This window comes from Kibdelosporangium philippinense, from assembly GCF_021390435.2.
GTDB classification, from domain to species: domain Bacteria; phylum Actinomycetota; class Actinomycetes; order Mycobacteriales; family Pseudonocardiaceae; genus Kibdelosporangium; species Kibdelosporangium philippinense.
Window position 1 is genome coordinate 3,909,845 of record NZ_JAJVCN010000001.1, and the last position, 24,159, is coordinate 3,934,003.

A 24,159-nucleotide genomic window follows, 5' to 3' on the forward strand; every position below is an offset into this window, starting at 1 on the left:
GGTTCGACCCCTCGACGCTGGTGTACTGGCGCAAACGACTGGCCACCTCGGGGCGGCCGCATCGGATCAACGACGCGGTGCGCACGGTCGTCGAGGAGACCGGGATCCTGCGTGGCCGCCGCAAGCGGGCGGTGGATTCCACGATCCTGGCCGACGCGGTCGCCACCCAGGACACCATCACCCAGCTGATCTCGGCGATCCGGCGGGTGGATCGGCAGGTGCCCGGCGCGGCGGAGCAGATCGCGAAGGTGTGTACCGGCCATGACTACAGTCGGCCGGACAAGCCGAGGATCGACTGGGACGACCCGGCCGCCAGGGACGCGCTGGTCTCCGCGCTGGTCAACGATGCGAACGCGCTGGTGGCGGCGCTGGCCGATACCGAACTGGAAGGCGACGCGGAGTTCGCGTTGGCGTTGCTGGCGTTGGTCGCCGGTCAGGATGCCGAGCCCGCCGAGGGCAGTGACGGCACTGATGGGCGGTGGCGGATCGCCCGCAAGGTCGCCCCGGACCGGGTGGTGTCCACAGTGGATCCGGATGCGCGGCATACCCGCAAGTCCCCGGAGAACCGGCGGGACGGGTATCGGGCGCACGTGGCGGCCGAGCCCGAGACCGGGATCGTCACCGACGAGAAGGTGACCACGGCCGCCGGCACGGAGAACTCCGACCCCGCTGTGGCCGAGGAGTTCCTCGACGCCGAGGACGGCAAGCGCGCGTGGCACGGCGATTCCGCCTATGGCACAGGGGATCTACGCGGTGGGATCGACGATGCCGGGCATGAGGCGGTGATCAAGCCCAAGCCGCTGCGGGCTCCGGTCGAGGGCGACTTCACCGTGGACGACTTCACCGTGGACGACTTCACCGTGGACGAGCAAGCGGGCACGGTCACCTGCCCCAACGACATCACCCGCCCGATCAGCCGGACCCGGGTCGCCACCTTTGGCGCTCTCTGTCGTGCCTGCTCACTGCGTGCACAGTGCACCACGTCCAAGACCGGCCGTAAAATCGTTCTGCACCCACGAGATGACCTGCTGCGCCAAGCCCGACGCGACTGGGCGGACAAGCCCGAACTGCGCGAGAGCTACAGGACGTTCCGCCCCAACGTGGAACGGGTCATCTCCCAGATCGCCAGCCGCGGTGGCCGACGTCTCAAACTCCGATATCTAGGCACCGGCAAGAACAACGCCTGGCTCAAACGCCGCACCGCAGCCTTGAACCTCCGCAACCTCATCGGTCGCGGCCTGACCCATACGGCGGGCGCTTGGACCCTGGCTACCTGAGGGAAACCACGGCCCAACCCCCAGTCTTGGGGATTGTGAACCTCGTCGAGCAACCGCCCTGGGCTCCCTGAACGCCCAGCATCGCCCATGAATCAGCAAGGCCCAGGTCCTCGCCTGCCATCACTCGGTGACAACCAACCCGCAAACCACCCTAATTCAGCGGCCTCCTAGGGACTTTGGACTCTGCCATGGTCCCTGCCCTGCTGGCGGAGAATGACGCGTCAGCTGGAAGGTGATCATTATGTCGGCGATGATGCCAATGCCAATGCCGAAGCCAGAGCGGTCCACGCACAAGAGCAAGAAGACCAAGGGGAAGAAGGGCCAGAGCAAGGAAGGGCGGGGCGAGACAGGCCAGGCGAGCGGCAAGGACGAGGTTCTCATCTGGAGCACGGACGAACCTGCGGAAACCCTTGTCTGGCAACCAGGGCCTCCCGAAGCCGCGAGCGGTGGCGCGGTGCCGATCGATCCGGTTGCCCACGGTGGCGGCGGCGTCCGAGGTGAGCAGCGGAATCTGGCCACTCTCATGAACGACATCCTCGGTGGCGCCAGACAGCAGCCTTTGGCCGAAACCGGAGACGCGACGCAGCGCTTCGCCGCCGCCATCGGTGGCGCGGCGAACCCAGACGTCCTCTTGGCGGGCATGTACTGGTGGTCGGTGTTGAACGGGCCCGCATCCCAGCGAGAGCCGCAGATGATCGACGGCGCGGACCGTCTGCTCGTGACGCACGCTGACGGGACCCGGCACAGCTTGCTCGTACTCACGCAGGACGACTCGGTGACCGAACCGGCCAAGCTTGACTTCGATGTCTCGGCCGACGAGATCCTGCTTCCGCTGGTGTCCCGCGAAAGCACGGTCGTTGATTTGATCACCGACCGGTTCGCCAAACTCCAAGGGCGGCAGGCGATCGAGGCCGTAGTGGAGATCGCGGAGAACGTGAACTTCGGCGCTGTCCTCGGCCCGATGCCGGACATGGAGCACACCTGCCTGCCTCAGGACGCGGTTGCCGTGGGCATCAATGAGACCCTGAAAGCGTCGGTCGGGTTGGTGTTTCGTGACGGCGAAACCATATACGCGACAACAGCTTTACATGCGGTGGAACAGTCGCCAAGCGAGATCATTGTCCGCGGCGCGTACGGACGGATCGTTGCCAAGGGCATCGTCACCGACAGCTGCTTGCTCCAGTTCGACGAGACGCCATCGATCACCATCGCGGACACCTTCGCTGGGATCTACGAAGGACGGATCCCCAACCCGTATCAGAAGGTGTTGTTCCACCGGATCAACGGGGACTGCGTCCGCACCAAGGTTCTCTCCACCGACATGGACGCCTACGACCCTGACCCGGCTGGACGGATCCGGTCGTACACCGACCCTGTGACAATACCGAGCGACTCCGGTGTGGCGTTGCTGGACGAGGACGGCACGGTAGTCGGCTTTGCGTACAAGCGGACCAAGCGCGACGCGTACGTGCAGTTTTCCAGTTGGATCTGGGCGCAACAGGTCGCCAACGAACTCGGCATCAAGGAGAGGTGTCATGGGCTGGTGGACTAAGGCGACGCGGGAACCTGCGGAAAGTTGGTTCTTCACAAGGATTGGCGCCGCAACGACAGCAGCTGTCGAACCGGATGTGGCCTACGTCAGCGCTTTTCTGCGTTCGATGCGACTGGCCGACAGGCGCGTCGGCACCACCACCTACCGGGGCTCAGTCACCAGCTCCATCTCGCTGCCGACCAGGACTGGCGGCAACGCTGAACTGATCGTGGTCGCTGCCCCCAAGCTGCTGGCCAAGCTCGACGCCAGCAACCAGGACAGGGTCGTCACCGTCAACATCCGCCTGCTCGGGCCGATTCCTTACCGGGGCGGCGATATCGAGGTTGAGCTCGGCCTGTTCTCGATCCCGCAGTCCGATTTGGTCGAGCCCTATCTCGCGGTGCTCGACGAACTGTCCACATTGGCTGGTGTCAGCCTGGCCGCACCGGCGCTGCCGTTGGTCAAAACGGTCAAGTCCGCGCTCAATCTCCTTGTCGGCGCCCAGAACGAAACCGAGCTTGAGATCGGCGTGCTCACCACGTTCGAGGAGTTACTGCCAGGTGACTATTGCGTGGTCCGTGCTCCGCGGGACTTCGCTCAAGCCAGCGATCTGACGATCGCCACGGATGGCAGATTGCTTGGCCCCGACGGCAAAGAGATCACCAAGCCGTATCTTGTCTTCACTGTGTCCACAACGGAACAACGGGCCGATTGGTTCAAGATCCCCGAAATTCGGGTCGCGTACGAGGAAATCCGGGAAGCAGCGAGAAGGGGCGATCTGCAGCGCGCCCAAGAAGGCGAACGGGCCTTCCGGCGGATCGCGACCACCTGCGACGACCTGCTGCGCCACGACGGAGTCCGCTTGGCAGACCTGGTCGACAAGGAGATCGACGCCGCGTTCGGGGAAAGCGTGCTCACCTCTGCCCCCGTTCAGCTCTACGAGATGCCCGACCTCAAACATATGCCGCTTTACAGCGAATAAGAACAAGCGCCACGATTTCCCCGCGCCCTCTTGGTTTCGCTCGACGAGGACGTCCGAGCACGCGGGGTTCACCCGGCCAGGCTGCGGAATCCGGACGCGTTCCTCGGCTTGCTCATGGGCATCGGCCTGTCCCCGATCGACGCCTACCAAGTACATGCCGAGTTCGGCGTGAAGCTGTTCGGGTTCGCCCTGCTGGTGGACTACCGCACACCTGGCGAATCACCCGTGCCCGCGGACTGGCTGGGCTCCCAAGCAGACCTGAACGTCCCGCACCTCCCTCGCCGAAGCCGTCGGGGTCACCAAGCCGACGCCCGACGAGTTCTTCGACCACCTCGTGGACACCTTGATCCTCGCGATCAAGGCCTGTGGACCACAAACTGGCTGAGGACACCGGGAACGGCCTCGTCGGCGAAGCGTATCCCGGTGGTCATGATGATGTCCTTGACCTGATACGCACCGCGGCCGCCCGCGGTGATCGCGGTCAGCTTGCACAGCCCGGATTTGCGGTGGAACGCCCATTGGTTGACCTTCCAGCCGATCAAGCCGTCCCGGCGTAGGGCGATCGTGCGGCGCTTGAACGTGCCGTGGCGCGTCACCAGATATCGCCCGGTCAGGCCGTGCCCGAGGTTGCGGTACGCGTCCAGAGCGAACAAAACCGCAACCGGATACAGCACGACCCCGGAGATCCATGCGATGTGCAGCACCACAATTGTGGTCAAAGCACCAAGCACTACCAACTGCCCATCGCAACCGCCGTGACCGCGCGAGTTTGGTGTGCGGCACCAGTCGTACAGACTGGGTTGGCGCCTGAGATTCGCGCAACACGTTGGCCGCAACCCGATGCGCCTCACCAAGAGGAGCAGGCGGAAGCAACGCACTCGTGTTGTAGATGCTGTTTTCTTCCTCAGCTGTGCCTGTTCCTGTTGCTACCGCGTATGTGTACGCACCGCCACCCCAGCGCAGCAGCAACGGTTCCGCTACTTCCACGCCACGCAACCGTTCCTCTTCCAGCGTCACCGATCTGGTCACGACCAGACCGCGAGCGGCGCGCAGCGAGCCGTTGGGCTCACGGACAAGCCTGAAGTTCCACCACATTTCCACGTACAGACCCAGCGCGCCGATCACGCCGACCAGCAACGTGGCCAGCACGATCATGGTTATCACCGGTGCGAGCGGAACCGTGGACAACCAGCGGATCACCGCGGGAATGACTTCCTTGTCCGGGTTGGCGCCGATGATGTCGAGTCCTTTGTAGACTAAGCCAACCGCGCCCGCGCCGAGCGCGAGCACCCAGATCGACAGCAGTGCGTACTTGATCCACTTCCAGTCGATCCGGGCGATAGTCGTCTCGTCGTCGATTCCGGTGGGCTGGATCAGGTCGTGACGCATCCAGTCGGCGTCGGGTTTCGCCAGCGCGTCAAGGGAAAGCACGGCATTCGTGGTCGAGCTGACCCGATGTCCGGTGCCGATCTTGACCCGCGCGATGCCAAGCATCCGGGAGATCGGCTCGGCCATCACGTCGACGCTCCGGATGCGTTGCCGTGGAATGGATCGGTGCGCCCGGAACAGGATGCCGGACATCAGCTCGATACGTTCATCGGTGAGCCGGTAGCGGGTTTTCAGCCACCGAACAGCTTCGTAGGCAACGACAATCACGACCGCGCCGGTCACCGACAGATGCAGCCACCAAGGCGCTTCCCGCCACCACATCACCGCGATCGCGGCGATCAGGAACAACGCGGCCCATATCGCGGTCGCCACGACCACGCGGCCGTCGAGCCGTCGCCAGGTGTTCATGTCGCGTCCCCTGGCACCGCCTGCGTGACCTTCGTCAGCTGTTCGACCAGGTCGCGGGCGAATTCGTGGTCCAGGCCGTCGATCTTGACGGGCCCAGCGGCCGATGCGGTCGTGACGGTCACTGTGGACAGTCGGAACGCTTGCTGCAGCGGGCCACGGACGGTGTCGACGGTCTGGATACGCGACAGCGGCGCCACCCGCCAGGTCTGCATGACCCAGCCAGACCTGGTGTATACCGCGTCATCAGTGGTTTCCCAGCGGTGCACGCGATAGCGCCACTGCGGCATGATCAGGATGACGGCCACACCAACGATGCCGATGATCCCGGCTGGCAACAGAAGCCACAGTCTCGCTGGCGCGACGAGCAGAGCGAGCAGGCCAAGGATCAGGATCGGCGCAAGCATCGCCAACAATGCTTGCGTTGCCCACCAACCCATCGCACGCCGTTCCACTTGGTGGCCCGGGGGCCTCAGCTCGATCTGCGTCATCGCCCCTCCCCATCGACTGCCTATCATAGTGATATCAGTTTTTGGGAGAGGGCGCCAGCGTCAAATCTCAGCGTGCTCCAAAGCGGTCGCCGTTGCTTGCTTGCTGGCGGGAAGCAGTGGAAGGCGGACGTTGGGCGTGGGAATCTTGCCCTGCGCAGCGAGAACCGCCTTGATCACAGTGGGATTCGGCTCGGCGAACAACGCGCTGGCCAGTGGGACGAGCTGGTTGTGCAAGCGTCGCCCGTCCTCGACTTTGCCGTCACGCCAAGCCGCGATCAGGTCGACATAGGCACGAGCGGCCACGTTGGCGCACGCCAGAATCGCCCCACTGGCACCAAGTGCGAGCAGCGCGCCGGTGTAAAGATCATCGCCGGACAGCACCGAGACATCGCTCGGCACGCGGCTCAAGAACCCCACAGTGGCATCGTCGATCCCGCCGGTCGCGTGCTTGAACCCGATGATGTTCGGGATTTCAGCCAGCCGAACCAGAGTGTCGGCGCTCAACGCCCGGCCAGTGCGTGCCGGGACGTTGTATACGATCACCGGCACCGGGCTCGTGGCCGCGAGTCTGCGGAAATGTTCGACGACACCGTCTTCGGACGGTCGGGTGTAGTAGGGCACGACGGTCAGCGTTGCGGCGACTCGGGAATCGAGATCGGCGAATGCGTCGACCGACCCCTCGGTCGAGTTCGACCCGGCACCGATGATCAACCGCGCGCCGCGTTGTTCGCATACACCTGCGCAGATGTCGACGACTTTGCGGCGTTCCGCAGCTGTCAGGGTCGCCGGTTCGCCAGTCGTGCCCAGTGCGACGATGCCGCTCGCGCCGTCGTCGAGCACGCCGTGGGCAAGCGCCTCCAGCTCTTCGGCGGCGAGTTCGTCGGCATCGGTGAACGGTGTGACGAGCGGAACGAAAAGACCCGTAAGCGACATACTTCGACCATCGCGCAGTCCACTGTTCAGGTCCAGTTCGCATTTCTGTCGCCGAGCGTAAGGTGTGCTTATGCTCGACGTTCGCAAGCTCCGGCTCCTGCGCGAGTTGTCCCGCCGCGGCACGATCGCGGCCGTCGCCGAAGCGCTTGCTTACACGCCGTCGGCGGTGTCGCAGCAGCTCACCGCACTCGAACGGGAGACCGGCGTGCCGTTGCTGGAACGGACCGGCCGACGCGTGACGCTGACTCCCGCGGCTCTTCGGCTCGTCGACCACACCGAGTCGATCCTCGCGACGCTTCAGCAGGCGGAGGCCGAACTGGCCGCGGCCGAGCTCACCGGAACTTTGCGGATCGGGGTTTTCCCCACGGCCGTGGCAACGATCCTGACGCCAGCCCTCGTGGAGCTGAGCACGCACCATCCGGGGCTTGATCTGATGGTCGCCGAACTGGACCCGGCATCAGTGCCCGACGCGCTGCGCGACGAAAGCCTGGATGTGGCTCTGCTTCAGGAGTACGACCACGTGCCTGCCGTGTCCGATCCGGGATTGCAGACCGAACCGTTGATGGAAGAGACCGTGCACCTTGCCGCGCTCACCGACGAACCGTTGGCTGCGCGGCGTGATTCCTCGTGGATCGCCGGTACGCCAGGCACTCTCTGCCACATCCTCACGATCAGAGCCTGCGAGGCCGCCGGTTTCACGCCGCGCATCCGCCACAATGCTGACGATTTCGGGACCGTGCTCGCGTTGGTGGCGGCCGGTCAAGGCGTTGCGTTCGTTCCCGATCTTGGCGCTGCCGCGCCGCCCGCCTCTGTCGTGTTGACCGCGTTGCCCATCAGGCGCAGGACGCATTTGGCTTACCGCAAGGGAACCGGCGAACATCCCGCCATCGCGGCCGCCCGATCCGCGCTGCGCGCCGCGGCTCACTGATCCTTCACGACACCGCCTTATTGATCAGCTCGGTGATCAGCGCGCGTAGATGTCCCGGTAGTCGTCTGCTTCATCGAAGCGATGACCTTCTCGTTTCCTGATCACTTCGGGTTACGCGTCCGCCCCGCACCGGAAGCCGATGTGGTGGTGGCCAGCGAAGGGGTCACGCGAGTATCCGTCACGGTCGGTCGGGCGCATGTTCGCCGCCCGCTCGTCGTGCGCGCCGCCGCGGGTGATGCGCAGGTCCCGTGACAGCAGATCTTCACGACCGTCGTTGGCAACGTACGGGTATGGACGGTCGAGGGAACTGGTCCACTCGTACAGGTTTCCGACGAGGTCGTACACACCCTGCGGCGTGGCTCCCGCAGGGTGTGCCGTCACCGGGCTGGTCTCGCCATAGCGCTTGCCGAACTGGGCGCGTGAGTCGTTCGGCGCCTCGTTGCCCCAGGGGTACGTGCGTCCTTCCGTGCCCCTGGCCGCGGCTTCCCACCCCGCTTCGGTGAGCAACCGCGCGCCACGCGCTTGGCAGTACAGGTGCGCGCCCCACCAGTAGACCTCGGTCACTGGGTGATCAGCGAAACCTTGCTCGACGGCGAACCGACCGTCACGGCGTAGGACGCGCGAGTCGTCGTCGCTGTCGTCGGTCGTGAAGATCTCGCGTCCGTTCTGGTCACGGACCGCGTCGCTCTCCGCCGGGTGCAGCGGACCGTCCCAGCGACGGCGGTCGCCACCGCGTGCGTTGACCAGGTTTGTGTGGGTGTTCGCCCAGTCGACGTACTGCTGGGTCGTCACCGGGTAGGCGTCGATGTAGTACGGCCTGATGGCGACCTGGTGCGCTGGCCGCTCTTCGGCCGGACCGTCGTCGCGTCCCAGTGGGTAGTTGCCCGCAGGTATGAGGACCATGCCTGGCCTCGGCTGCCCTTGCCCCGACGGAGACGGCGCGGCGTTTGTGGTCGCAGGCGGCTGGACGGGCGTTGTGGATGCCGTGTCCTGGCTGGCGCTTTGCGTCGTGCATCCCGCCGTGACGATGGCGGCCATGGCGATCAGGGTCTTTACCTGCGACCTACGATTCATAGGTCGCAGCATACAGGTATGTGCATACCTATTCTCGGCGCACCCTTGAAGTTCCCGGTGGCGCCATCGTGGCGCCACCGGTTCAGCCGGTCGCCCGCTGGATGACGATGTCGTTGAGCCGCGTGCGGGCGTAGACCTCGACCTTGTTGTCGAACTCGTCCAGGGCGTCCTGCGCCGGGAGAGAGCTGCGCACGGTCCCCTTCGTGCTCTTGGCGTCTACCCAGGCCGCGGTGCCCTCGCTGATGCCGACCTCGATGCCCCCGGCGGCGTTCATCAACACCGCCTGACCCTGGGTGATCCGGCCGACCCTGATCGGGCAGTCGGCCGCCTTGGCGATCACGTTGCCGTCGGCGCGGTCGATGTCGAAGCTGCCGCCCGAGCCGCTGAGATCGATGTCGGACATGCCGTGGCCGATCCAGACCTTCCCGGTCGAGCCCTGGTACTTCACGACGCCTTCAGCCGCGCCGATCCGCACCCCGGCCGCGCCGCCCTCGATGCTGACGGTCCCGGCGACGTGCGCGACCTCGACCTCACCGGTCGAAAGGTGTCCATGCAGGTTGGCCACGTGGTCCAGCTTGACCTGCCCTGACGCCAGGTCCACCGCGCAGTCGCCGAGCGCGCCACTGGCTTGGATGTCCGACCAGGCCGTTTCCAGAACCAGCTTGGATCCGACCGGCAACTCGATCGTGATGGCCACCGAACCGTTCTTGTCCCCGGCCTTGACCGTCTCGATCTTCAGCTCGCCCTCGGCGAACTCGACCTTGGTTTTCTCGGCGACCTTCAGGTCCGTCTTGTTCTCGCTGTCGATGGGTTCGACCAGCACCACCGTGTCCGGCCGCTCGCTCGCTGCGAGGCGCACCTTGGCGCCACCGGTGGACAACGTGGCCGTGATCGGGCCAGGCGTTGCGAAAGTAGGCATGACAAATCTCCCCATGTGTTGGTGTGGGTCTTAACCGACCCAGCCGGTGAAGTGGCCGTCTTTGCGCCCGCGCCGGGTCCGCTTGTCGGCGGCGAGCGCCGCGCTGGCGACTCGGACCAACCAGGCGTTGGTCGATAGTCCCTCTTGGTTCGCGGCCGCCTCGATGCGCTGTTTTAGCTGCTCAGGCGGCCGGAAGTTGATCCGCGAAACCGCACCGTCCGTTGGCACGGGTTCGGGAGCGGGCGCGACCTCTTCTTCCTCGATGTCCCGCTCCCCCGGGACGACCACGAAGAACGGGTCACGACCGCGCAGCCGGACCTCGACCGAACCAGGCGCCATCTCCCTGGTGATCTCGTCCGCGGCGGCCGACAGGACGTCGAGCATGGTCAGCCTGGTGGCCGACGTGACCGCCGCGGCGAGGCGCTGCGCCAGTGCGGCAGCTTCGCCCGGTTCGGCTGCCGCCAGGAGCTCCTGGCGAAGGCTTTCGACGTACGGCGTGAGGTCCATGCGCCAACTATGGCGCCATCATGGCGCCATGTCAAGTTTGATGACGCCAACGAAAAGAGGTCTTCCTGCCCTTCCGGACAAGAAGACCTCTTTTGTTCTCTATAAGTCAGCGAAGCGCGGATTCCAGTTCTGCCATGCGGGCTTTCTCCTTGCCCATCCGCAGTATCACCACGACGAAGATCGCGGCGACGAGCCAGACGTACGCGTTGTGCCAGATGACGCCAAGGCCGTTCCACGACGGGATGTCCATGATCGTGGGCACGGGAGCATCGAATAGCCCGAGCACGCCGCCCATGGTGACCACCCACGTCACCCCGAGCGCGAACCGTTCGAAGACAGCGCCCGGCTGCAGCGACAGGTGGAACAAGTACACGAGCAGCAACCCGAGCCAGACCCAGTGATGTGGCCAGCTGAACGGCGACACCACCGTCGACACCAGACCGCACAGCAGCACGGCGGGCAGCTCGCGGCCGCTGAGCGACAGCCGTCGAGCGAGCATCAGACCGACGAGAGCGACAACACCAGCGAGCGCGACCCACAGCAACTGCTGTCCCGTCCCTACGCCGAGGGAGCGGGAAATCATGCCCTTCAACGTCTCGTTCGCCGGATGATCCGGGACTCCGACACGCGCCGGGTCAAGGAAGGCGCCTGCCCAGAACGTCATCGAATCCTTGGGCAGCACCAGGAAGCCGAGCACCACCGTGCCGACGAAGGTGGCTCCAGCGACCGCTGCCGCGCGGAAACGCTTCGTGAAAAGCAGGTACAGCACGAAAAACGCGGGGATGAGCTTGATCCCCGCGGCGATCCCGATCAGTACACCCTTCCAGCGCGAGCGGTCCGGCAGCGCGAAATCCACCAGCACGAGCGCCATCAGCACCAGGTTGACCTGGCCGAAGATCACGGTCTGCCTGATCGGCTCGCACCACAGCAGCACCCCGGCGATCGCCACGCTGATCGTGGCGAGCCGGACGTTGCGCACGTACCCGAGCCAGCTCAGCGCCAGCCACACCACACCGGCCAGGAGGCCGAAGTTGATCAGCGAGCCGATCACGGTGAACCACGTGCCCGAGAGCACGACGACCGGGATGAACGTCAGCGCCGAGAACGGCGTGTAGACGAACTCGAAGACGCCCTTCGTATCGCCGATCAGTGGGGTGTCGTAGAGCGAGACGCCATTCAAGACGCGCGAGCCGCCGACCCGGTACGCGAAAAGGTCGATCTGGTGTGCCCGGATGACGGGCTCCTCGAAGACCTGGATCACGTAGTAGCCGATGGCGATGACGCCGAGCACGAGGACGGTCCAGAAAACCGGAGAGGGGATCACGCGACCTCGGGGCACCCGTGGCGCGGAGCCGCGCTCCTCAACCGCCCATAGTGACACGCTCACTCAGCCTATTTTCTGGTACGCCGTCATCACCGCTTGACCCGGGGCCCCAAAGCGCGGCAAACCCGCAGCTGAGAGGCGTCTCCTCCACCGATCGGTTGGTTTGGTCCGTCGGTCGGCTGAGCCTGGTTCCGGTCGCCTGGTGAATGTTGCCCGTGGGCTTTCATCGCCAGGCTTGCGGGCATGTCAGCAGTGATCGAGGTACGCAACCTTCATAAACGGTACGGCTCGAAGGTCGCCGTGGATGACGTTTCGTTGACCGTGCGTGAGGGCGAGATTCTGGGGGTTCTCGGACCGAATGGCGCGGGCAAGTCCACGACCGTCGAGTCGATCGCGGGTCTGCGCACGCCGGACCGAGGCTCGATCCGCGTGCTGGGCCTCGACCCGCTTCGTGATCGCGCTTCGCTCACCCGGCAACTTGGGGTCCAATTACAGGACGGCCAGCTGCCTGCGCGGTTGAAGGTCGCGGAGACTTTGGAGCTTTACAGCTCGTTCTATCCCAACCCCGCTGACTGGCGGGAGTTGATGTCCAGCCTTGGACTCACGGCGAAGGTGCCATACGGGAAGTTGTCGGGTGGTCAGAAGCAGCGGTTGTCGATCGCTTTGGCATTGGTGGGCAATCCGCGTATCGCGATCTTGGACGAGCTGACGACCGGCTTGGACCCGCAGGCTCGTCGGGACACGTGGGAGTTGATCGAGGGGGTGCGTGCCCGCGGGGTGACGATCGTGCTGGTCACGCACTTCATGGAGGAGGCCGAGCGGTTGTGCGACCGGGTCGCTTTGATCGACGCCGGCCGGGTGGTCACCGTGGATACGCCGGTGGGTCTCACTGAGCAGGCTCGGATCGAGCAACGGGTGCAGTTCCGGCCTACACGGCCGGTCGATGAGGCGTTGTTTCGTGGCTTGCCTGAGGTTTCCAGCGTGGTTCGGCGGGGTGAGCTCGTGATTGTCACGGGTGACGCGAATGTGCTGAACGCCGTGACGGCGGTTTTGGCTCGGAATCAGATCGTGGCTGAGCGGCTCAGGGTCGAGCAGGCGAGCTTGGAAGACGCCTATGTGGAGTTGACGGGTAAGCGTGGCAAGTAAAGGAGTTCCTCTCATGTCCCCCACTTGGCAGCTGGTCAAGGCCGAGTCCGTCCTCACCTTGCGCGACAAGACCGGCCCGCTGTGGGGCGTCGGTTTTCCGCTGCTCCTGCTGATCATCCTCGGCAGCGTTCCCGTTCTGAACGAGCCGACATCAGCGGGCCCGACCACGTTCGAGCTCTACGTCCCCGTTCTGATCCTGTTCAACCTCGCCATCCTCGGGCTGTCCGCGATGCCGACGATGCTCGTGGGCTACCGGGAGAACGGCGTACTGCGACGTATGCAGACCACACCCGTCAACCCGGCTCGTGTCCTTGGCGCGCAGGTTGCCGTCAATACCGCTATCGCCATCGCCGCCTTGGTGGTTTTTCTCGCCACGGCCAAACTGGGTTTTGGCGTCCGGCTTCCGCAGAACCCTGCGGGCTTCATCGTCGGATGGCTGCTTGCCACCGCTGCTTTGGTCTCGATCGGTTTGCTGATCACGGCTTTGGCGCCTGGGCGTGGTCCGGCCACCGCGATTGGCACGGTTCTGTTCTTCCCGATGATGTTCTTCGCCGGACTCTGGGTTCAGTACCACGAAATGCCGCCGCTCCTGCAGGACATCAGCGGTTACACGCCATTGGGCGCCGGGGCGATCGCCCTGCAAGCAGCGTCTTTGGGCGACTTTCCCGGTGTACAACCCCTGCTTGTCCTCGCCGCTTACACCGTCGTGTGCACAGCGGCGGCCATTCGCTGGTTCCGCTGGCAATAGACTCAGCGCCGTGACCAGGGAGGACGAGCCGCCACGGCTGTTGGTGACCGTGGTCCCGTACGCGTTGCTGGCGTTTCTGACCGTGTTCACGGTCGTCAACGAGGAGCATTTGCCGCTGGCCGATCTCGTGTTGTGCGCGGCGACTGCGGCGTGGATGTACGGGATGTTCACTCGACGCCGTGACTGGTGGGACCGGCCCGTGATCATGGGCGTGTTCTTCACCGGTCTGCTGATTCTGACCGCGATCCTGGTGATCCGGCACCCGGCTTTCGGGTTTTTCACTCCGGCCCCGTACATCTATGCCTTCGCTATCCTGCCGTGGCCGTGGCGGTTGCCAGCTGCCGCCGGGGTCGCGGCTGTCGCGGGGATGGCCCAAGCATCCACTGTGGACAGTCCAGCGATTTACGCGATCATCGTGGTTGTCAACGTGATCATCATGGTTGGCTTGGGGTGGATCCTCCGGCTCGAGGAGACCGAACGGGACGAGCTCAACCGTACGAACAAGCTTCTGGCGACGACGCTTGCCGAGAATGCGGGCCTGCACGACCAATTGCTTGCTCAAGCCCGGGAAGCAGGCGTCCTGGATGAGCGCCAGCGGATGGCCCGCGAAATCCACGACACTCTTGCACAGGGGCTGACCGGGATCATCACCCAGCTGCAGGCGGCTGAGCAGCGTCACGACGTGCCCGACGAGTGGCGCAAACCCTTCGATGCCATCAAGAAACTCGCTAGGGAAAGCCTGACCGAGGCCCGGCGCTCGGTCGACGCACTCCGCCCGGAACCCTTGGAAACCGGCCGTTTGAGCGACGCGTTGGCGGAAGTCGCCACCCAGTGGTCGAAGTTGCATGGGACCGCCGTGCAGGTCACCACCACTGGTATGGCGCGCCCTATGTCTCCGGAAGCGGAGTTTGCGCTTTTGCGTACGGCCCAGGAGGCTTTGGCGAACGTGGCAAAGCACGCACATGCTCGCCGGGTTGGCGTGACACTGTCCTATCTGGACAATTCGGTCGCTTTGGATGTCCGGGACGACGGCACCGGCTTTTCACCCGCCGGGGTCAACGGCGGGTTCGGTCTTACGATCATGCGGCAGCGGGTGGAAAAGCTTTTCGGCACCCTGCAGATCGAATCCGAACCTGGAGCGGGGACAGGGATCTCGGCGTGCATCCCGATCGGAGGAACTCATGACTGACCGGCCGGTACGGCTGCTGATTGCCGACGACCATCCGGTTGTCCGGGATGGTTTGAGCAGCATGTTCGCTTCCGCGCCTGGTTTCTCGGTTGTCGGCGAGGCTGGGGATGGGGCTGAGGCTGTCCGGCTCGCCATTGAGCTTGAGCCTGACGTCATTTTGTTGGATCTTCGGATGCCTGGGATGGATGGGCTTACCGCGATCAAGGAACTGGATCGGCAAGGGATTGCTGCTCGAGTGCTGGTTCTGACGACTTATGACACCGACAGTCACGTACTGCCTGCGATCGAGGCGGGTGCTACTGGATATTTGCTCAAGGACTCGCCGCGGGAGGATCTTCTTCGCGGGGCGCGGGCTGCGGCTAAAGGGGAAACCGTGCTTTCTCCTTCGGTTGCGGCTTGGTTGATGAACCGGGTCAAGGCTCCGGCTCCGCAGGTGCTCAGTCAGCGGGAGCTTGAGGTGCTTACCCTGGTCGCGGCTGGGAATACCAACCGGGAGGCGGCTGCTCGGTTGTTTATTACCGAGGCTACGGTTAAGAGCCATCTTTTGAATATCTATGGCAAGTTGGGGGTTAGCGATCGGGCTGCGGCGGTGGCTGAGGCTTATAACCAGCGACTGCTGACTCCTCCGGGGTGAGTCAGCCGGTTTGGCCTTGGTTTCCAGAGGTGCGCTTTTCTGGTTTGACTCGGTTTCCAGCTGGGTTGCTTTGCTTTGTTCCTGTTCCGGCGTGGTTGTTGTGGCTTTGTTCCGGTTCCAGCGTTTCGGTGGTCACCGCGGCTCGATTTGACATGAGAACCCCGCGCGGCAATGCCACTGACTTGAGAGAGTCCTCGCACTTCAGAGGTGGTCTGCAGGTGTGGGGCGCGAGGTTGATCTTTAGAGGTGCGAAACGCGAGTGGCCCGGCCCGCAAGCAAGGCGTACCCGCGCCACCGATGGACGAGACTGTCCACAGTGGCCCTCATTCAGGCCCGCCATGGTCCGTGAGGGGAACTTGTGGTGCGTTGGATGCCGCGAAGGTGGCCTTCACGGCACCAGCCGGGGTAACAGGAGTAACGCGCGGGGTAAGTGAGACTAATGTGACGATCAATCGTCCATTATGGACATCAACGCCACCGCCAATCGACCCTGCGCCGCTTGCCACCAGCCAGAATGCTTAAGTCAGTGGCATTGCCGCGCGGGGTTCCCATGTCAAATCGAGCCGCGGTGACCACCGAAACGCTGGAACAGGAACAAAGCCACAACAACCACACCGAAAACCGAAGCCGAGCCACAAAAACCCAGCTGGAAACCGAGCCAAACCACAACCAACCAAGCTGGAAGCAGAGTCGAGCCAAGCAACCAAGCTGAAAACCGAAGCCAACCGACCAGACCGAGCCTCACCAACCGGCAATAAGCGAACCCGGCGCCCACGTGGAATGCGTACCACTGCTGACCCGCTCAGGCAACCGAATCCGAGCCACCGGCCCCGCACTGACATCACTGGCATGGAAGATCAAGCACTCGGACAAATCCCGATTCATATCCGAGGTGATCGTGACCAGATAGCCATCATCCTCCGAAGTCGACCCAACCCGAGGAGCCATAGCAGTCTCGCTGCCGAACACGCCTTCACCAAACTCATACCGTTCCGCCGACCCGGTAAGCGAATCGTGCTTGACCAACCCGTCGAAAAGGAACCACCCGGCCGGAGAAGTCGCAGCGTAGCTATACCTGTGCCGCCTGCCCGCGTACTGCTGGTTGATCATGCCGAACTCGCTGGTCACGTCGGTCAGCCGCTCCTCCTTGCACAACCCGGTGGTCATGTTGAGCCGCCACCGATGCAAATGGGTACCAAGCTGGTTGCTGTCCAAGAACCGGAACATGCGCTGGTAAAGCGAGCCACCACCGGACGGAGGCACCGGGTTGGTCTGGAAGAAACCTTCCAACACAACCTCGTCGCCTTCCTCGTACGCATTGGTCCAGTGCAGCACATACGTCGGGTCCGCCTCGAACCACTTGATATCCGCAGTCTTACCCCTACGCGGGATCACCGCCAACCGGGTCGGAATATCCGGATAGAACCGCGATGCATACTTTCCCTTCGCCAACGCTTCCGGAGCCCAAAACAATGGAAGATCGTTCAGAATCGCATAGTTCTCGGTAAACGCCATATCGTGCGGCAATCGAGGCCCGGGCAGCGGCACGTCAATGTACGTAACCAGGTTGTCGTCAGCATCCACCACCCCGTAATGCATGTACGGCGCCTCGGTGCTGTAGTTGAAGAACAGCAGCTCGCCCGTGCGCTCGTCATACTTCGGGTGCGCGGAAACCCCTACATCACTAGTACGGCAGCAGCCATTCGTTAGCTGACCTGGGTGATCTTGATGTCGCGGGCGAGTCTGGCGCGTTTGTGGAACCAGCGTGATCGTGCTTGATGCCTGCGGCGCCAGTTCACCCAGTGGGTTGCGTGTCCAGGTGGTCGGGGTGTGGTGGTGCCGGCGATCAGATGCTTGATTTCGGGGATGGTGAGCGGGATCAGGCCGGGATCAGCGGGTGGGAGCTGGTCGGGGTGTAGGGGTTCGGGGGCTTGACTGTCGGTGCGGTCGCGGAGCAGTGCGGCGGTGACCGCGCAGACCGCAAGAGCGGCGCATACAAGCACGGCGTGTCGGGCGATCGCGGTGTAGAGCCTGACCTGAGCCTGGTCCAGGCCGAAACAGTCTTTGCCGAACTCGAATCCTTCCTCGACAGGCCAACGCAGCCCGGCGGCGCGGATCAGCCGGGTCTTGGTGAGCAGTGCGCTTTCGGGCACGTAGCAGTAGTGGAAGGCCAACTCGCCGGTGCGCAGGTGTTTGCGGATGAGGAGGTAGTGGCGGGCCGAGTTGGTGGCGATCCAGGCCCAGGCATACCACCGGTCGCCTTTGGAGCCCTTGCCGGCCGAGCGGATTTCCCACTGTCGCTCGCGTTTCAGCAATGTCTTCGTGGCCTGGTCGCAGGACAGCTCCATGCCGCTGGACAGGATGATCCGGAAGTTCTTCTGAACCCGCAGCACATAGGCTTGCTTGTCGGCCTCGAAGTGGGCCCGCAACTCGGTGCAGCTGCCGTAAACCTCGTCCCCGCAGTAGAAATCAGGCCGGAACCCGTCCGCGGCCACCGTCGTGCAGATGTCGATGGCCAACTGTCCTTTGGTGCGGAACGTCAGATCCAGGGGAAGCGCCGAGCGCAGCGACGTCACCGGGTCGCTGATGTGCTCTTCGGGAATCCACTGTTGGAACCCGATCAACGCATGCCCGACACCTTCGCGCACATAGGACAGGTGCACCGTGTTGATCCCGTTCTCCACCCGACCCGCGCAGCCCAGATGCTGCCGTTTGACACCCGCGGTGGCTTCACCTTTCTTCTGCTGCCCCGTCTCATCCAGCGCCCCGATCACCAACTTCCCGCGCCGGCGCCCGCCCTTGCGGGCCGCTTCCTCCAACCCGGACACCGCGAACCGCCGGATCTGCGCCATCGCCTCGGCCTCGTCCCACACCGCCCGGTTCAGCAGCCGCTGCGTCCGATCCGGTGTCCGGTCCCCGACATACTCAGCGATGGTCCAGCCGTTCCGTTTCGGCAGCTCGCTTGTCACCGCCCGCACGTACTTACGCGCCTGCACGAACGGCTCGATCCGCCGAAAACACGAACGCAGCCGTTCGGACAGCTCACCCAGTTTCCGCCCAGCCAACCGAGCACCTATCCTGGCAGCCGCAGCCGCCTGCGATCCTGTAGTTCTCACAAACACATGATCAACAGGCGGCTGCCCCATGTCGCCACCGGCCCCAGCTACACATCCCCACAGGTCACAACCCGAATGGCTGCTGCCGTACTAGGGAATCCACCGTTCCAGGTTGCCTTGCCGAGAGTCTCCAGTGTGGTCGGACTCAGCCGATACAAGTCACCACACTGGTAAAAGCTGGTCAGCGCAACACCGTTGTGCATAACCACATCCGTGCTCGACGCGTCCTTCATCCGTCCGCGCGCGCCCCAACCGGTCTGCTGGGGTGAGCGCGCCGGGTCTTCGGCCAGGCCTGCCCACAACGCACGCCCGGCCTCCTGCTCGGCAACGAAGCCATCCGTACGAATGAATTTGTTGCGATAAAAGGCTTTTCCGCCACGGAAGCCGACCGCGTGCACCATCCCGTCGCCGTCGAAAGGGTGGTAGATCTCGACGGCCGGGTGCACCGGGTTCTCCGTGTTACGCAGGTACACGCCCTCAAGGTCGGCCGGGATCTCGCCGGTCACCTCAAGGGAGACGGCGGCGCGCTCCACATGCTGCGGGCGCCAAGGCCCGGTGCGATACGGGTGGTCGTCGTCCTGTGGCAGCGTCGTCAACGCGCGGCCCAGCACCTCGATGTCCATCGATTCCCCTTACGCAGTGACCACGAAACTGGCGCACGTCGCCGTGCTGCCGCCGATGTTGAGCGTGGCCGCGGTCCGCGCACCGGCCACCTGGTAGTCCCCGGCCGTCCCGGTGACCTGCTTGTACGCGTCGAGCACCATCCGCACCCCAGTCGCGCCGACCGGGTGCCCACCGCCGATCAAGCCGCCGCTCGGGTTGACGGGAATCCGCCCGCCGATCTCCAGATCCCCATTTTCCACGGCTTTCCAGCTATCGCCAGGAGCCGTGATGCCAAAGTGGTCGATGGCCGCGTACTCGCTCATCGAGAAGCAGTCATGCGTCTCGATGAGCGAAACCTCGGAAACCTTGGCCCGGTTGAAAGCATCGAGAATCGTCTGACGGACATGCGGCAGCACATACGGTTCGTCCGCGGAACGCGCCAGCTTCTGCGCCATCGGCAGACCAACAGTGCGATGCCCCCACCCAGCAAGCACAGCGCTAGGCGTGTTGGCCACGTAACGCGAGCTGACCAACACGACACCAGCCGCACCATCAGTCATGGCACTGCAGTCGGTACGCCGGATCCGGCCCTCGACAAGCGGATTAGCCGTGTCATCAGCGGCGAAACTGCCAGGAGTGAACGTCCAGTCCCGGGTTTGGGCATTCGGGTTGTTACGGGCATTGCGCACATTGAGCTCAGCTATAGCGCGCAAATGCTTGTCGTCGAGCCCATAGCGACGGTCGTACTCATCGGCAAGCAGGTCAAACATGTGCGGCCACATGAAAGTCGCTGTCTCGCCCTCATGTCCGACCCACGCGGCGGCTCCGAGGTGTTTGGCCCCAAGCTCGCCGTGGACGGTCTTCTCTATCTCCGCGCCAAGCACCAAAGCGACGTCGTAGCGGCCCGATTCGAGGTCGGCCATCGCGCCCAGCACAGCCATCGAACCAGAAGCACACGCCGCCTCGTGACGCACAGCGGGCACGCCCCACAGGCCGGGTTCGACTGTCGCGGGCATGGCCCCCAGGTGGCCCTGGCCGGTGAAAAGTTGCCCGAAGGCGTTGCCGACATGGATCACCCCGATGTCGGTTGGCCGGACGCGCGCCTGGTCGAGCGTGTGCTGGACGGTCTCGGCGAACAGGTCGGCGATGTCCAGCCCTTCCCGCACGGTGTTACGGGCGAAGTCGGTCTGGTAACCGCCAACGATTCTGGTGGTTGCCACTCTCCATTACTACAACAAACAGAGTTGATGCGCTACAACTAACAGAGTGATCACGCGACTCGACGCTGGCGGGCCGAACGCGATCGCCGTCAGCAACGGCATCGTCGGCGACGAGTGGACGCTGTGGATCGTCGAACTCGCCCTCACCGAAGGCCTGAGCAAGTACAACGAGTGGCTCAACGCTGGCCCGATCTCCACCGCCGTGCTGACAACGCGGCTCAACCGGTTGGTTGAGGCCGACATTCTGCGGCGGACAGCCGGTCAGTATCTGTTGACCAAGCGCGGCAGGCAGATGTGGCCGATCTTGCTGTCGATGTGGGCGTGGGAGCAGCGCTGGGTCGACGCAGCCAACCTACCGGAGATGCGGCACGGCAAGTGCGGCCGGATTTTCAGCCCGCTGCTGGCGTGCGAGGCGTGCGACGAAGTCACCGCCGCCCGGGATGTGCTGGGCAAGTTCGGGCCGAGCGGTGGCTGGGAGCGCAGCATTCCCACTGGCGTCACCCGTCGCCGTGCCCACTCCGGCAACCGGCCGACCGAACTGATCACGCAGACCATGGCGCTGATCGGCAACCGCTGGTCCACAGCATTGGTTGGCGCGGCGTTCCTTGGGGCGACGCGGTTCGGCGAGTTCGAGCAGCGCATGGGCGCGCCGCCCACGATCGTCGCGGACCGGCTGCGGACGTTCTGCGATATCGGTGTGCTTGTCGCGACGCCGAATCCACAACGCGCGGACTGGGTGATGTACCACCTGACCGACAAGGGCAGGGCCTTCTTTCCTGTGGTGGCAACCGTGATCGAGTGGGGACACCGCTGGTTCCAGGCGCCGGAAGGCCCTGCCCTGCGGTTGACGCACACGAAATGCGGGCGCGCCTTCCATCCGCGACTGCAGTGCGGTGAGTGCGGCGAGCGGCTGCGCGGCGCCTCGGTTCAGGTCGAACGGTCGCGCCGGTCGGTAGCAACCTGATCCATGGCGCGCAACCGCCTTCGTTGATCGTGACAAACGTCGCACGAGCCCTCGTCCTGGACCGGCCATGATCATCGATTACCCACCCTGACCTGCAGGTTTCAGCCACAGCTGACAATTGATCCGAGTTCGGAAAATCGGGTGAGAAGAGAGACTGGATACGGAAGACTCGGCAGAGTCGATGAGTTTCACCATGCATGCCGGTCTGTACCGGTGACCACACCTCGAGGACCCAGCTAGGAGCGAACCATGCCAAGTGCGCCCCGGGAACGTCCAGCCGATTCGGTAGGCCGGACGCCGACCGTGGTCCGGCTGCTCGTGCTGGCCACGTTCGTGGTGATCCTCAACGAGACCATCATGATCAACGCCATTCCCCGGCTGATGGAGTCGTTGCAGGTCACCGAGCAGTCGGCGCAGTGGGTGTCCACCGTCTTCATGCTGACCATGGCCGCGGTCATCCCGATGACCGGCTGGTTCCTGGTGCGCGTGACCACCCGTCAGGCGTACACGATCGCGATGGGTGTGTTCATCTCAGGCACCCTGCTCTCGGCCGTCGCGCCGTCGTTCGGCGTGCTGCTGATCGGCCGGGTCGTGCAGGCAGCGGGCACGGCCGTGATGATGCCCTTGCTGACGACCACGTTGATGAACGTGGTCCCCGAAGAGGCTCGCGGTCGGGTGATGGGAAACGTCATCCTGGCGATATCCGTGGCGCCCGCGCTGGGGCCCGCTGTGTCCGGGCTGATCCTGCAGCTCGGATCGTGGCGGCTGCTGTTCGTGGTGGTCCTGCCGATCGCGGCCCTGGTGACGGTGTTCGGGCTGCGCAAGTTGGAGAACATCGGTGAGCCGGAAATCAGCTCCATCGACTGGCTCAGCATCATCGTGGCGACGGTGGGCTTCGGTGGTCTGGTGTACGGGCTGAGCCTGTTCGGCGAGGGCGCCGGTCACGTCGGACTCGGTATCGGCATCGTCGCAGGCGGGATCGTGACCATCGGGATTTTCGTGCTCCGCCAGCTCAAGCTGCAGCGTTCCGGCGGGCCGCTGTTGGACCTGCGTGTCCTGCGGTACCGCACGTACGGGCTGTCGTTGGCGCTGTTGTCCATTGGATTCCTGGCAATGCTCGGCGCGATGATCCTGCTGCCGCTGTACCTGCAGAACCTGCGTGGGCTGAGCCCGTTGCAGACCGGTCTGCTCGTCATGCCGGGTGGTCTGGCAATGGGTCTGCTCGGACCGACTGTTGGCAAGGTGTTCGACAAGTTCGGCAGCCGGGTGCTGGTGATCCCCGGTGCGATCGGCACGGTGCTCGGCCTCGCCGGGCTCACCCAGGTGTCCGAGACCATGCCCTACTGGCTGATCCTCGCGCTGCACACGCTGCTGATGGTGTCGCTTGCGGCAACGTTCACCCCCGCGTTCACGCTGGGCCTTGGCGCGCTGCCGAGGAATTTGTACTCGCACGGCAGCTCGATGCTCGGGACGTTGCAGCAGGTCGCCGCGGCCTTCGGCACCGCGCTTGTGGTGACTGTGCTGTCCGCGCGGTCGGCGTCCCTCGTCGCTGATGGCGTTGCCATGCCTGCCGCGCAGTTGAGCGGGATGCGGCTGGCGTTCATCGTCGCGGCCGCGCTTTCGCTGCTGACCGTCGTCGTCGCGTTGATGATGCCGAACCGGGCTGACGCGTCCCACGACGACGATGACGAAAAAGAAGCCGTCGGATTCGCGCACTGATCGCTAACCTTCGCCGGTGAATCCACCCTCGATAATGGGGCTGGCCGATATGGCCACCCCGATGGCGATCCGAGTAGCCGCGACACTGGACCTGGTCGAACACGCCGGAACCAACGGTGCGACGACCGAGCAGCTCGCGGCCAGGAGCGGGACTTCGGTGCACGCCCTGCGGCTCCTGCTCGATCACCTCGTCACCATCGGCGTCTTCGAACTCGACAACGACCGTTATCACCCGACGAAGCTCGGCGGCCAAATGCACGTGGACGCCCCGGAAGCCTGCTGGACATCAACAGCGCGGGCGGGCGCGGCGAACTCGCGTTCGTCGAACTGCTGGAAACAATCACCACCGGTGAGTCTGCCTACGTACGCCGATACGGGCAGAATTTCTGGGCGGATATCGACGCCGAACCGGAACTGCGGCGCTCGTTCGACGCTCAGATGCAGTGGCGGCACCAAAACCACGCGCCGCAGATCGCCACCGGCTACGACTGGAGCCGTTTCCCCGAGATCGTCGACGTCGGCGGTGGCAACGGGAACCTGCTCACGATGATTCTGCAGGCCCATCAGGGTGTTCGTGGCCGAGTCGTGGACCTGCCGCCATCGGCTGCGGCGGCGGCCGAGCGATTCGCGGCCGCTGGCCTGGCGGATCGTGCCAGCGCTGTTGCTGGCAGCTTCTTCGATCCCGTACCAGCGGGCGCCGACGCGTACATCCTCTCGGACATCCTGCACGACTGGGATGACGAGCACTGCCGCAAGATCCTGGCGCAGTGTGCCGAGGCAGCTGGGCCGGGCGGCACGCTCGTCGTGATCGAGCCGGTCTACGGCCACGGTTCCAGCACCGGGATCAACCTGTTCATGCTGATGTGCTTCGGTGGCAAGGAAAGGCTCGTCGAGGAGCTCGCCGAACTGGCCGCCGAGTCCGGATTCGTGCTGCGGAACTCGGCTGCCATCACCGACGGCCGGTACGCACTGGAGTTCACGGTCAAGTGATCTCGGTGAACGAGCCCGTGTACCGGCGAAAGTGCAGACCACCGCCACGGTGAAGGGTGCCGGAGGGCAC

At 64.4% G+C, this 24,159-nt stretch carries 22 protein-coding genes and 2 pseudogenes; 12 read left to right on the forward strand and 12 right to left on the reverse strand.

Annotated features, from left to right (window positions below):
- The first annotated feature begins 20 nt into the window (after positions 1 to 20).
- From LWC34_RS18050 to LWC34_RS18060, 3 genes are all read left to right on the forward strand, one after another.
- Positions 21 to 1,277, forward strand: a complete 1,257-nt coding sequence (locus LWC34_RS18050; RefSeq protein WP_233726199.1) for a transposase — start codon at positions 21 to 23, stop codon at positions 1,275 to 1,277.
- Between the two features lie 241 nt (positions 1,278 to 1,518).
- Positions 1,519 to 2,829, forward strand: coding sequence for a hypothetical protein (locus LWC34_RS18055; protein ID WP_233726200.1), 1,311 nt, complete (start codon positions 1,519 to 1,521; stop codon positions 2,827 to 2,829).
- The gene (locus LWC34_RS18060; RefSeq protein WP_233726201.1) at positions 2,813 to 3,790 is read left to right on the forward strand and encodes a hypothetical protein; all 978 of its coding nucleotides are present in this window, start codon (positions 2,813 to 2,815) and stop codon (positions 3,788 to 3,790) included. The genes LWC34_RS18055 and LWC34_RS18060 overlap by 17 nt, the downstream gene beginning before the upstream one ends.
- 356 nt (positions 3,791 to 4,146) lie before the next feature.
- On the opposite strand, the gene LWC34_RS58830 is transcribed toward LWC34_RS18060, so the two are convergent.
- The 4 genes and pseudogenes from LWC34_RS58830 to dapA form a co-directional block, all read right to left on the reverse strand.
- Positions 4,147 to 4,668: a PH domain-containing protein gene (locus tag LWC34_RS58830; protein WP_372496547.1), complete on the reverse strand. Its 522-nt coding sequence runs from the start codon at positions 4,666 to 4,668 to the stop codon at positions 4,147 to 4,149.
- Between the two features lie 517 nt (positions 4,669 to 5,185).
- A pseudogene (locus tag LWC34_RS58835) lies at positions 5,186 to 5,587 on the reverse strand (PH domain-containing protein); the annotation flags it as partial.
- Complete coding sequence (locus tag LWC34_RS18070) at positions 5,584 to 6,075, reverse strand: PH domain-containing protein (RefSeq protein WP_233726203.1); 492 nt, start codon at positions 6,073 to 6,075, stop codon at positions 5,584 to 5,586. The gene LWC34_RS18070 and the pseudogene LWC34_RS58835, both read right to left, overlap by 4 nt.
- A 60-nt stretch (positions 6,076 to 6,135) precedes the next feature.
- Entirely contained in the window at positions 6,136 to 7,008 is an 873-nt protein-coding gene (dapA, locus tag LWC34_RS18075) for a 4-hydroxy-tetrahydrodipicolinate synthase (RefSeq protein WP_233726204.1), read from the reverse strand.
- 70 nt (positions 7,009 to 7,078) lie between these two features.
- Between dapA and LWC34_RS18080 the strand changes: the two genes are divergently transcribed.
- The gene (locus LWC34_RS18080; protein WP_233726205.1) at positions 7,079 to 7,936 is read left to right on the forward strand and encodes a LysR family transcriptional regulator; all 858 of its coding nucleotides are present in this window, start codon (positions 7,079 to 7,081) and stop codon (positions 7,934 to 7,936) included.
- Between the two features lie 111 nt (positions 7,937 to 8,047).
- On the opposite strand, the gene LWC34_RS18085 is transcribed toward LWC34_RS18080, so the two are convergent.
- The 4 genes from LWC34_RS18085 to LWC34_RS18100 all read right to left on the reverse strand — a co-directional run bounded on the left by LWC34_RS18085 (position 8,048) and on the right by LWC34_RS18100 (position 11,823).
- Complete coding sequence (locus tag LWC34_RS18085; protein ID WP_233726206.1) at positions 8,048 to 9,010, reverse strand: formylglycine-generating enzyme family protein; 963 nt, start codon at positions 9,008 to 9,010, stop codon at positions 8,048 to 8,050.
- 82 nt (positions 9,011 to 9,092) lie between these two features.
- Positions 9,093 to 9,929 carry a DUF4097 family beta strand repeat-containing protein gene (locus LWC34_RS18090; RefSeq protein ID WP_233726207.1) on the reverse strand — a complete coding sequence of 279 codons (837 nt, stop codon included), beginning with the start codon at positions 9,927 to 9,929 and terminating at the stop codon, positions 9,093 to 9,095.
- A gap of 30 nt (positions 9,930 to 9,959) precedes the next feature.
- Positions 9,960 to 10,436 (reverse strand): hypothetical protein, encoded by a 477-nt coding sequence (locus tag LWC34_RS18095; RefSeq protein ID WP_233726208.1) that lies wholly within the window; start codon positions 10,434 to 10,436, stop codon positions 9,960 to 9,962.
- A 106-nt stretch (positions 10,437 to 10,542) separates the two neighbouring features.
- Positions 10,543 to 11,823 carry a glycosyltransferase 87 family protein gene (locus LWC34_RS18100; protein ID WP_233726209.1) on the reverse strand — a complete coding sequence of 427 codons (1,281 nt, stop codon included), beginning with the start codon at positions 11,821 to 11,823 and terminating at the stop codon, positions 10,543 to 10,545.
- Between the two features lie 180 nt (positions 11,824 to 12,003).
- Between LWC34_RS18100 and LWC34_RS18105 the strand changes: the two genes are divergently transcribed.
- The 4 genes from LWC34_RS18105 to LWC34_RS18120 are packed head-to-tail and all read left to right on the forward strand — an operon-like array spanning position 12,004 to position 15,477.
- Positions 12,004 to 12,906 carry an ABC transporter ATP-binding protein gene (locus tag LWC34_RS18105; protein ID WP_233726210.1) on the forward strand — a complete coding sequence of 301 codons (903 nt, stop codon included), beginning with the start codon at positions 12,004 to 12,006 and terminating at the stop codon, positions 12,904 to 12,906.
- Between the two features lie 13 nt (positions 12,907 to 12,919).
- The gene (locus LWC34_RS18110) at positions 12,920 to 13,654 is read left to right on the forward strand and encodes an ABC transporter permease (RefSeq protein ID WP_233726211.1); all 735 of its coding nucleotides are present in this window, start codon (positions 12,920 to 12,922) and stop codon (positions 13,652 to 13,654) included.
- 10 nt (positions 13,655 to 13,664) lie between these two features.
- Complete coding sequence (locus tag LWC34_RS18115; RefSeq protein ID WP_233726212.1) at positions 13,665 to 14,843, forward strand: sensor histidine kinase; 1,179 nt, start codon at positions 13,665 to 13,667, stop codon at positions 14,841 to 14,843.
- Positions 14,836 to 15,477, forward strand: coding sequence for a response regulator (locus LWC34_RS18120; RefSeq protein ID WP_233726213.1), 642 nt, complete (start codon positions 14,836 to 14,838; stop codon positions 15,475 to 15,477). The genes LWC34_RS18115 and LWC34_RS18120 overlap by 8 nt, the downstream gene beginning before the upstream one ends.
- A gap of 741 nt (positions 15,478 to 16,218) precedes the next feature.
- Here LWC34_RS18120 and LWC34_RS18125 read toward each other — a convergent pair.
- From LWC34_RS18125 to LWC34_RS18140, 4 genes are all read right to left on the reverse strand, one after another.
- A complete protein-coding gene (locus LWC34_RS18125) occupies positions 16,219 to 17,280 on the reverse strand; it encodes a carotenoid oxygenase family protein (RefSeq protein WP_308200093.1) in 1,062 nt (353 codons plus the stop codon).
- Positions 17,184 to 18,527, reverse strand: a complete 1,344-nt coding sequence (locus tag LWC34_RS18130) for an IS701 family transposase (RefSeq protein WP_443667751.1) — start codon at positions 18,525 to 18,527, stop codon at positions 17,184 to 17,186. The genes LWC34_RS18125 and LWC34_RS18130 overlap by 97 nt, the downstream gene beginning before the upstream one ends.
- Positions 18,528 to 18,640: 113 nt before the next feature.
- Positions 18,641 to 19,216 carry a carotenoid oxygenase family protein gene (locus LWC34_RS18135; RefSeq protein ID WP_233726214.1) on the reverse strand — a complete coding sequence of 192 codons (576 nt, stop codon included), beginning with the start codon at positions 19,214 to 19,216 and terminating at the stop codon, positions 18,641 to 18,643.
- Positions 19,217 to 19,225: 9 nt separating this feature from the next.
- On the reverse strand, positions 19,226 to 20,416 hold the full coding sequence (locus LWC34_RS18140) for an acetyl-CoA acetyltransferase (protein ID WP_233726215.1): 1,191 nt from the start codon (positions 20,414 to 20,416) through the stop codon (positions 19,226 to 19,228).
- A gap of 46 nt (positions 20,417 to 20,462) precedes the next feature.
- On the opposite strand from LWC34_RS18140, the gene LWC34_RS58100 reads away from it, so the two are divergent.
- The 4 genes and pseudogenes from LWC34_RS58100 to LWC34_RS18155 all read left to right on the forward strand — a co-directional run bounded on the left by LWC34_RS58100 (position 20,463) and on the right by LWC34_RS18155 (position 24,089).
- On the forward strand, positions 20,463 to 21,380 hold the full coding sequence (locus tag LWC34_RS58100) for a winged helix-turn-helix transcriptional regulator (protein WP_233726216.1): 918 nt from the start codon (positions 20,463 to 20,465) through the stop codon (positions 21,378 to 21,380).
- A 249-nt stretch (positions 21,381 to 21,629) separates the two neighbouring features.
- Positions 21,630 to 23,099 (forward strand): MDR family MFS transporter, encoded by a 1,470-nt coding sequence (locus tag LWC34_RS18150; RefSeq protein ID WP_233726217.1) that lies wholly within the window; start codon positions 21,630 to 21,632, stop codon positions 23,097 to 23,099.
- Positions 23,100 to 23,160: 61 nt separating this feature from the next.
- Positions 23,161 to 23,286 (forward strand): annotated as a pseudogene (locus tag LWC34_RS59305) (methyltransferase); the annotation flags it as partial.
- A gap of 152 nt (positions 23,287 to 23,438) precedes the next feature.
- Positions 23,439 to 24,089, forward strand: coding sequence for a methyltransferase (locus tag LWC34_RS18155; RefSeq protein WP_308200094.1), 651 nt, complete (start codon positions 23,439 to 23,441; stop codon positions 24,087 to 24,089).
- Positions 24,090 to 24,159 lie beyond the last annotated feature (70 nt).